The following is a 7,018-nucleotide window of genomic DNA, read 5'->3' on the forward strand; positions in this document are numbered from 1 at the left end:
ATCCCGAGCTGATCAGGCATATCGCAAGGAATGACTGCCGCAGGGGAGTCAGCGTCGCGGGGTGGAGCAGTTCGGTAGCTCGCTGGGCTCATAACCCAGAGGTCGTAGGTTCAAATCCTGCGCCCGCCGACGGAGCGTCGAGGCCGCCGGCGATGCGCAGGAGCGTCGACTTGCCGCATCCGCTCGGACCGAGGATGGCGACGATCTCGCCCGCCGCGACCTCGAGATCTATGTCGCGGAGCACGATGCGGGCGTCGGGTCCGCTGCCGAACGTCCGGCCCACGCCGCGGAAGTCGACCGGTGCAGCGGCCGAGGCGTCGGCGCGCGCGGCCGAGCGGGCCGTGGTCTCGCGGCCGGTCTCGGATGTCGCCGTCATGGCTGCTCCTCGCGGGCGGGCTCGGGGTGGATGCCCCGACGCTACCCACGCCCGTCCCCACTGTCAGCCGGGCATGACCCGCGGCGTAACAGTGGCCGTGAATAGCAAAGCGCAGTGCTCGATGTCAAGTTCTTGGGCGACCTGACGCTCGACGCGCTCCTCGTGCGCCCGGTCGTGTCGCGCCTGGAGCTCGCGGGCGACGGTGGTGCGACGGAGCTGGTGCACGTCTCGGCGACGGTGCGGATCCCGTCGGGCGGCTTCGCGGTGGTCTCCACCGATGAGGCGGGGTGATGCGCTACAGCGGCTTCTGCATGTGCATCGAGGTGACGGCGTAGCCGAGGCTCCCATAGAGGCCGATCGCGGGCTCGTTGTAGGCGAACACGTTGAGCTGCATCGTGGAAGCGCCCTGCGATCGGGCGAACTCCTCGGCGAGTGCCATGGTCGCCCGACCGAGGCCGCGGCCGCGGAACGACTCGTGCACGGCCACATCCCAGACGTACCAGGTGGACGTGTCCTTCACGGGGCCGAGCCAGAGCCAGCCGGCGTCCTCGCCGTCGGCCTCGACGGTGAAGAGGAAGTGGCCGTCGATGAGGCGACCGTCGGGGAAGAACTGGTCCTGCGAGGCGCGGGCGGCGGCGGCGGCCCCGTCGGCGTCGTCGCCGGCGCGCCGACGAGCATCTTCGTAGGCGGCCATCGCGACGGGCAGCCAGGCGGCGGTCTGCTCGGGCGTCTTCGGGACGAGTCGGAGGTCGGGGGTCGTCATCCGACCATGCTGCCACGGAGGCCGTCGCCTGTCAGTGAACCAAACGGTTCAGTGACGTAGACTGCCGGCATGGCCGCCGCTCCTGAGACCGTCGACGACTACGTCGCGTCCTTCCCGCCCGAGGTCCGCGACGTGCTCGAGCGCGTGCGGGCCGCGATTCATGCGGGCGTGCCAGGCGGCGAGGAGAAGGTGCGCTACGGGATGGGCGCGGTCATGCTCGGCGGCCGGTACGCGATCCACTTCGCCGGGTGGAAGCAGCACGTCGGCCTCTATCCCGTGCCCGCCTTCGACGGCCCGCTCGAGGCGGAGGTCGCGCCGTACCGCTCGAAGAAGGACACGGTGAACTTCCGGTACGCCGATCCCGTGCCCTACGACCTGATCACGCGGATGTCGCAGGAGATCGTGCGGATGCGTCGCGCCGTCGCAGCGCCCGACGAGGGCTGACGGTGACTGGCGGCGGACGCCGCCCGCGTCGGACGGGGGCCCGCTCGACCGACCCGCGGTCGTTCCCGCGTGCGCGAAGATGGAACGATGACGAGAACGGTGCAGGGTGCCAACGTGCTGATCACGGGCGCGGCGGCGGGCATGGGCCGCATGTACGCCGAGCGCGCGGTGGCCGAGCACGCGGCATCCGTCACCCTCTGGGACCGCGACGCGTCCGCCTTGGCGCGCACGGTGGACGAGCTCGGTGCGGTCTCGCGGGGTCGTAGCAGGGTGCAGTCGTACGTCGTCGACGTGGGCGACCTCGGTGCGATCGCCAAGACGGCCCAGCGGGTGCGGCGCGAGGTCGGCAACCCCGACGTGCTCGTGAACAACGCCGGCATCGTCCGCGGCAACCGCTACTTCTGGGAGACCGACAACGGCGAGGACACCCGCCCGACCATGCAGGTCAACGCGCTCGCGCCCATGTACATCACGCGAGAGTTCATCCCGGGCATGATCGCGAACGCCTACCGGGCGTCACGCATCGTGAACATCGCGTCGGCCGCCGGCACGCTCGCGAATCCGCGCATGGCGGTGTACGCGGCATCCAAGGCCGCCCTCATCGGCTGGAGCGAGTCGCTGCGGCTCGAGCTCGAGCAGGCCGACCACGGCAACGTGAAGGTCACCACGGTGACGCCGAGCTACATCTCGACGGGCATGTTCGCGGGCGCCAAGGGGCCGACGCTCACCCCGGTGCTCGATCCCGAGTTCGTCGTCGACCGCGTCTGGAAGGCGATGCTCGCCGGCACGCCGCTCGTGGAGCTGCCATGGAGGGTCGGCCTGTCCCGGGCGCTCCGGGGACTGCTGCCCACCCGGGTGTTCGACCGGGTCGTGGGCGACGGCTTCGGCGTCTACCGCTCGATGGAGCGATTCACCGGCCGCGACTGAGCCCGCACCCGCACGGGCTGCGGGCGGAGGCGATGCGCGATCACGCCGATGGACAGCGACACCGCCAGGGCGGCCACAGCGATCACGGGCACGAGTTCGGGGGTCATGCGGCGACCGTAGCCCCGCAAGCTGGGTGCTCGCCGCGAATCACGTCGACCGACGAGCGGTCAGCCCTCGCCCTTCCCCTTCTTGCCCTTGTCGTCGTTGCCGTTGTTGTTGCCCTTGCCCTTGTTGTCGTCTTGGCCGGGCTGGTCGGCGTCATCGCCGGCCGGTGCCGGGGCGGGTGCAGGCGTGGGCGTGCTCGCCACGTCGGCCGCCTCCAGGTCGGCGCGCACCAGGTCGATGGCGGCGCGGATGTCGGATTCCTGTGCCGCGTCGACGGCGCCGTCGTCGACCGCCGCGTCGACATCGCGCTCGAGCAGGGCGAGCTCGGCGAGCGCACCGGGATAGTCGCCCTCGGCCGCGCGCGTCGAGATCTGCACGACCGAGTCGTGCATGGCCGCCGCGGTGTTCTCGCTCGAGGCTGCGCACGACGAGAGTCCGAAGGCCATCGTGACCGCGATCGCCGCCGCGGGAAGCAGGGCGTGACGGGTGGCGAGCCGGCGCATCATCCGCTCACCGCCTCGTCGAGCTGCTGGAGGTGCACGCCGAGGTCTCCCGGTACGGCGGGCAACGGCTCGGGCGTCGCCTCGGGCGCAGGGGCGCTGAACGCCGAGAGCACCACCGCGGTCACCACGCCCGCGATCGCCAGCAGCAGCGCGACCGCGATGGCGGGCCGCACCCAGCGCCGGCGATCGCCGTCGTGGTCTCCGGCGGAGCGGCGCTCGGCTCGCGAGGGTCGTGCCGCAGCGGTCGCGCCCGCTCCGGCAGCGGCGGCGCCCGGCACCGCGAAGAATGAGCGGTCGGCGGCGGGGAGCACGCGCGTGGCGGCGGTCGCGTCCCCTGGGGCAGCGGATGCCACGGGCTCGGCCCCTGGGGCGACGTCGGATGCTCCGGGCTCGTGGCCCCCGACCGCCGGCATCGCCTCGGTGGGTTGGTCGGCGACCTCGGTGAACGCGATGGTCGGTGCGAGCGCATCCGCCTCGGTGACGGGCGTCGTGTCGAGCGTGCTCGCGGCGATCGCCACGTCGAGCGCCGACGGACGGTCACCCGGTTCGCGGGCCGTCATCGCCCGCAGCAATGCGACCCAGTCCTCGCCGAGGGTGGCGGGGATGTCGGGATCACGCGCGAGCCGGGCGCCCGCCGACTCGACGGCCGGCCCGGGGAAGGGCGTCTCGCCGGTGCGCGCCTCGAGCACGAGGAGCCCGAGCGAGTAGACGTCGCTCGCGGGGGACGGGGGCTGACCCGTCACCTGCTCGGGGCTGACGTAGCCGGGCGTGCCGACGAGCAGTCCCGCGCGGGTGATGCGTGCGTCGTCGATGAGGCGGGCGATGCCGAAGTCGGCGAGCTTCGCGTTCCACGTGCGGCTCGGCAGGTGCGCGGGTTCGAGGAGCACGTTCGCGGGCTTCACGTCGCGGTGCACGATGCCGCGATCGTGGATGACGTGCAGCGCCTCGGCGAGGTCGGCGAGCAGGCCCGCGGCATCCGACGGCCCGAGCGGGCCGAGCCGCAGCGTCTCGCGAAGGTCGCGGCCCTCGATGAGCTCCATGACGAGGAACTCCCGGCCCGTCGCCGGGTCGCGCGAGGCGTCGTACAGCCGCACCAGTGCGCGATGCGAGAGGCTCGCGAGCAGCGCGGTCTCGGAGCGTCGTCGTTGTGCGTCGTCGAGGCCCTCCGCCTCGGCGGCGAAGACCTTGACCGCGACGGGTCGGCCGAGCGCGAGGTCGACGCCGCGGTAGACGGCTGCCATGCCGCCGCGGCCGATCAGGCCCTCGAGGCGGTAGCGGTCGCCCAGCGTCGCGCCCGTGAAGGCGTCGCCCATCACGCTGTTCGGGGTGGTGCTCACCCCATCGAGGGTAGTCGCCGTCGCGGCGACCCGTCCTGACAAGGGGTGGGGTGGCCGCGTCGCTCGAGGTCTGGTAGTGCTCGGGATGCCCTTGGATGCGTCAGCCGAAGATCATCGGCGAATCGTCGTCGACCGGCTCGAGCGCCAGGTCGACGAGCACCGGGACGTGGTCGGACGGCGCCGCGCCCTTGCGCTCGTTGCGGTGGATCGAGGCATCCGTCACCGCCTCGGCGAACGCCGCGGAGCCGAGGACGAAGTCGATGCGCATGCCCTCGTTGCGGGGGAACCGCAGCTGCTTGTAGTCCCAGTAGGTGAAGAGCCCCTCGGGCACCCGTGCGCGCACGACGTCGCTGACGCCGGCCGACTCGAGGGCGAAGAACGCCGCGCGTTCCTCAGGGGAGACGTGGGTCGTGCGACCGACGACCACGGTCGGGTCGCCGTTGTCGACGTCGAACGGGGCGATGTTGAAGTCGCCCATGAGCGCGAACGGCACCTCGGGATACGACGTGGTCTGCTCGCGGGTGTACTCGGTCAGCGCCTCGAGCCAGTCGAGCTTGTACGTGTAGTGCGGGTCGCCCAACGAGCGGCCGTTGGGCACGTAGAGGCTCCAGAGCCGCACGCCGTCGATGGTCGCGCCGATGGCCCGTGCCTCCTGCGGCTGGTCGGGGCCCTCGAGCCCCTTGAGGAAGCCCGGCATGCCGGGGAAGCTCGTCTCGACCGACTCGATCGGCGACCGGCTCGCGATGGCGACGCCGTTCCACTGGTCGAAGCCGTGCAGCGCGAGCTCGTAGCCGGCATCCTCGAACTGCGCGGCCGGGAACTGCTCGGGCTTGCACTTGATCTCCTGCATCGCGAGCACGTCGACGTCTTCGCGCACCATCCAGTCGACGACGCGGTCGACGCGGGTGCGGATCGAGTTGACGTTCCAGGTGGCGATGCGCATGCAAGCAAGCCTAGGACGGCGTGCCGACACCCTTGCGCGCGTCCTCCGCCTCGTCCTCCGCCTCGGACTGCACGACCTCGGGGTCGTCGCCGTCCTTGGCCTCCTGCAGGCGCGGCAGCACCAGCCAGAGCAGCACGAGCACGATGGCCCCGACGACGAAGGTGATGATGCCGGCGGCCCGCGAGACGGCGAAGTCGAAGATCAGGGTCGTCACCCCGAGGACGAGCAGGGCGACGACGGCGAGGTGGGCGATGAGCAGCCGATTGCCGGTGCGAACGATGCGTTCCTTCACCTGGTGACGGAACAGCGTGCGGTGCAGGGTCACGGGGGCCAGGCCGACGATGGTCGCGAGGCCGGCGAGTGCGACCAGCACGAGGTAGAGGACGAGCTGGTACTGGTCGAGTTCCTCGAACCGCTGCTGGAACGCCACGGCGAGCAGGAAGCCGCCGATGAGCTGCGTGCCGGTGAGCGCGACCCGCAGCTCCTGCAGGATGTCACTCCAATTGCGGTCGCTGCGCTCGTTGGGCGTCTCGTTGCGCCCGTCGCCCGGCGCGACGTCCTCGTCGTGCGCGGGCGGAGTGGCGGCCGGGCCTGAGAGCGCGCCGGCGGACCGACCGTCGGTGCGGCCTGCTTCGCGGCCGGGCTTCCCGTCGCGGCCGGGATCGGTCCCGTCGGGCGACGGGACCTCGTCGCCGCGGCCGAGGGCGTCGGAGACCGGCGGTCCGGCGTGTCGGGCGTTCATGCTCGATGGTAGCCACGTCCGCCCGCCGGTGGACAAGCCCTTGCGCGCGCGTCGCCACCGCCCTAGAACGTCGCGCCCTCGACGCCGGAGATCGTGAGCGCGGCCCCGCCGAAGAAGACGGCGGCGATGAGCACGATCCCGGCGATCGGGATCCAGAACGCGAGGCGGCGCAGCACGAGCACGATCACCGCGGCGATGAGCGCCAGGAGGCCGACCGCGAGCGGGCCGATCAGCGCGATGAGCATGCCGGTGCCCATGCGGTCGTAGTCGCAGACGGTGCTGGCGCCGCAGGAGTCGCCCGCGAAGGCGAGGAACACCGCGAAGAACGACGCGAGCAGCGCCGCGCCGATCATGACGACGAGCAGCACGATGGTGAGCACCAGGTCCCACATGACCACGGGCCGCCTCGCCGGTGCGGATGCCGCGTACGGCTGCACTGCTTCGGTCATGCGCTCCCCCGACCCGCGAGCGCCCGTCGCGCCGCTGGCCGAATTCTGGCAGCGGGGCGCCGGATGCTGCAAGGATCGGGTGCGGGGTACGCGCGGGAACGTGCGGGGAGGCCCGCGCCGAACGCAGGCGATCGAGTGGGACGGGGCAGCCGCATGGCCGTGGGATTCAGCATCGAGGGCATCGAGGGCCTGCCCGAGGTGCAGCGCGGAGACGACCTGGCCGCGCTCATCGCGGGTGCGGTGGAGCTCGGCGACGGGGACATCCTCGTCGTGACCTCGAAGATCGTGTCCAAGGCCGAGGGCCGCATCGTCGAGGCCGCCGACCGCGAGGCCGCGATCACGGCCGAGACCGTGCGGGTCGTCGCGACCCGCGCCTACGACGGCGGCGTCACGCGCATCGTCGAGAACCGCCAGGGCATCGTCGGGGCG

The 7,018-nt window shown here is 71.9% G+C and carries 12 protein-coding genes and 1 tRNA gene; 5 read left to right on the forward strand and 8 right to left on the reverse strand.

What is annotated here, in order from left to right:
• Positions 1-55 precede the first annotated feature (55 nt).
• A tRNA-Met gene (locus GH736_RS14255) sits at positions 56-129 on the forward strand.
• Here the strand turns inward: GH736_RS14255 and GH736_RS14260 are convergent.
• Positions 89-376, reverse strand: a complete 288-nt coding sequence (locus GH736_RS14260) for an ATP-binding cassette domain-containing protein (RefSeq protein ID WP_159604468.1) — start codon at positions 374-376, stop codon at positions 89-91. The genes GH736_RS14255 and GH736_RS14260 overlap by 41 nt on opposite strands.
• A gap of 114 nt (positions 377-490) precedes the next feature.
• On the opposite strand from GH736_RS14260, the gene GH736_RS14265 reads away from it, so the two are divergent.
• Positions 491-667: a hypothetical protein gene (locus GH736_RS14265; protein WP_159604415.1), complete on the forward strand. Its 177-nt coding sequence runs from the start codon at positions 491-493 to the stop codon at positions 665-667.
• Positions 668-671: 4 nt separating this feature from the next.
• Here the strand turns inward: GH736_RS14265 and GH736_RS14270 are convergent, their stop codons facing one another.
• Positions 672-1,139, reverse strand: coding sequence for a GNAT family N-acetyltransferase (locus GH736_RS14270; protein ID WP_159604417.1), 468 nt, complete (start codon positions 1,137-1,139; stop codon positions 672-674).
• Positions 1,140-1,208: 69 nt separating this feature from the next.
• Between GH736_RS14270 and GH736_RS14275 the strand changes: the two genes are divergently transcribed.
• Together GH736_RS14275 and GH736_RS14280 are read left to right on the forward strand one after the other, a co-directional pair.
• Positions 1,209-1,583, forward strand: coding sequence for an iron chaperone (locus GH736_RS14275; RefSeq protein WP_159604419.1), 375 nt, complete (start codon positions 1,209-1,211; stop codon positions 1,581-1,583).
• Positions 1,584-1,670: 87 nt separating this feature from the next.
• The gene (locus GH736_RS14280) at positions 1,671-2,510 is read left to right on the forward strand and encodes an SDR family NAD(P)-dependent oxidoreductase (protein ID WP_159604429.1); all 840 of its coding nucleotides are present in this window, start codon (positions 1,671-1,673) and stop codon (positions 2,508-2,510) included.
• Here the strand turns inward: GH736_RS14280 and GH736_RS14285 are convergent.
• From GH736_RS14285 to GH736_RS14310, 6 genes are all read right to left on the reverse strand, one after another.
• Complete coding sequence (locus GH736_RS14285; RefSeq protein WP_159604431.1) at positions 2,474-2,617, reverse strand: hypothetical protein; 144 nt, start codon at positions 2,615-2,617, stop codon at positions 2,474-2,476. The genes GH736_RS14280 and GH736_RS14285 overlap by 37 nt on opposite strands.
• Before the next feature lie 60 nt (positions 2,618-2,677).
• Entirely contained in the window at positions 2,678-3,121 is a 444-nt protein-coding gene (locus GH736_RS14290) for a hypothetical protein (protein ID WP_159604442.1), read from the reverse strand.
• The gene (locus GH736_RS14295; protein ID WP_159604452.1) at positions 3,118-4,455 is read right to left on the reverse strand and encodes a serine/threonine-protein kinase; all 1,338 of its coding nucleotides are present in this window, start codon (positions 4,453-4,455) and stop codon (positions 3,118-3,120) included. Before GH736_RS14295 ends, GH736_RS14290 begins: the two co-directional genes overlap by 4 nt.
• Positions 4,456-4,555: 100 nt before the next feature.
• The gene (locus GH736_RS14300) at positions 4,556-5,398 is read right to left on the reverse strand and encodes an exodeoxyribonuclease III (RefSeq protein WP_159604454.1); all 843 of its coding nucleotides are present in this window, start codon (positions 5,396-5,398) and stop codon (positions 4,556-4,558) included.
• Between the two features lie 10 nt (positions 5,399-5,408).
• Positions 5,409-6,140, reverse strand: a complete 732-nt coding sequence (locus GH736_RS24590; protein ID WP_203230776.1) for a DUF6328 family protein — start codon at positions 6,138-6,140, stop codon at positions 5,409-5,411.
• Between the two features lie 62 nt (positions 6,141-6,202).
• Positions 6,203-6,793, reverse strand: coding sequence for a DUF6264 family protein (locus tag GH736_RS14310; protein WP_328596866.1), 591 nt, complete (start codon positions 6,791-6,793; stop codon positions 6,203-6,205).
• Here GH736_RS14310 and GH736_RS14315 point away from each other — a divergent pair.
• Positions 6,743-7,018, forward strand: a 276-nt coding sequence (locus tag GH736_RS14315) for a coenzyme F420-0:L-glutamate ligase (RefSeq protein ID WP_203230777.1), incomplete at its 3' end; no start/stop codon positions are given. The genes GH736_RS14310 and GH736_RS14315 overlap by 51 nt on opposite strands.

The sequence above is a fragment of the Agromyces humi genome, assembly GCF_009720255.1.
Taxonomy (GTDB): Bacteria; Actinomycetota; Actinomycetes; order Actinomycetales; family Microbacteriaceae; genus Agromyces; species Agromyces humi.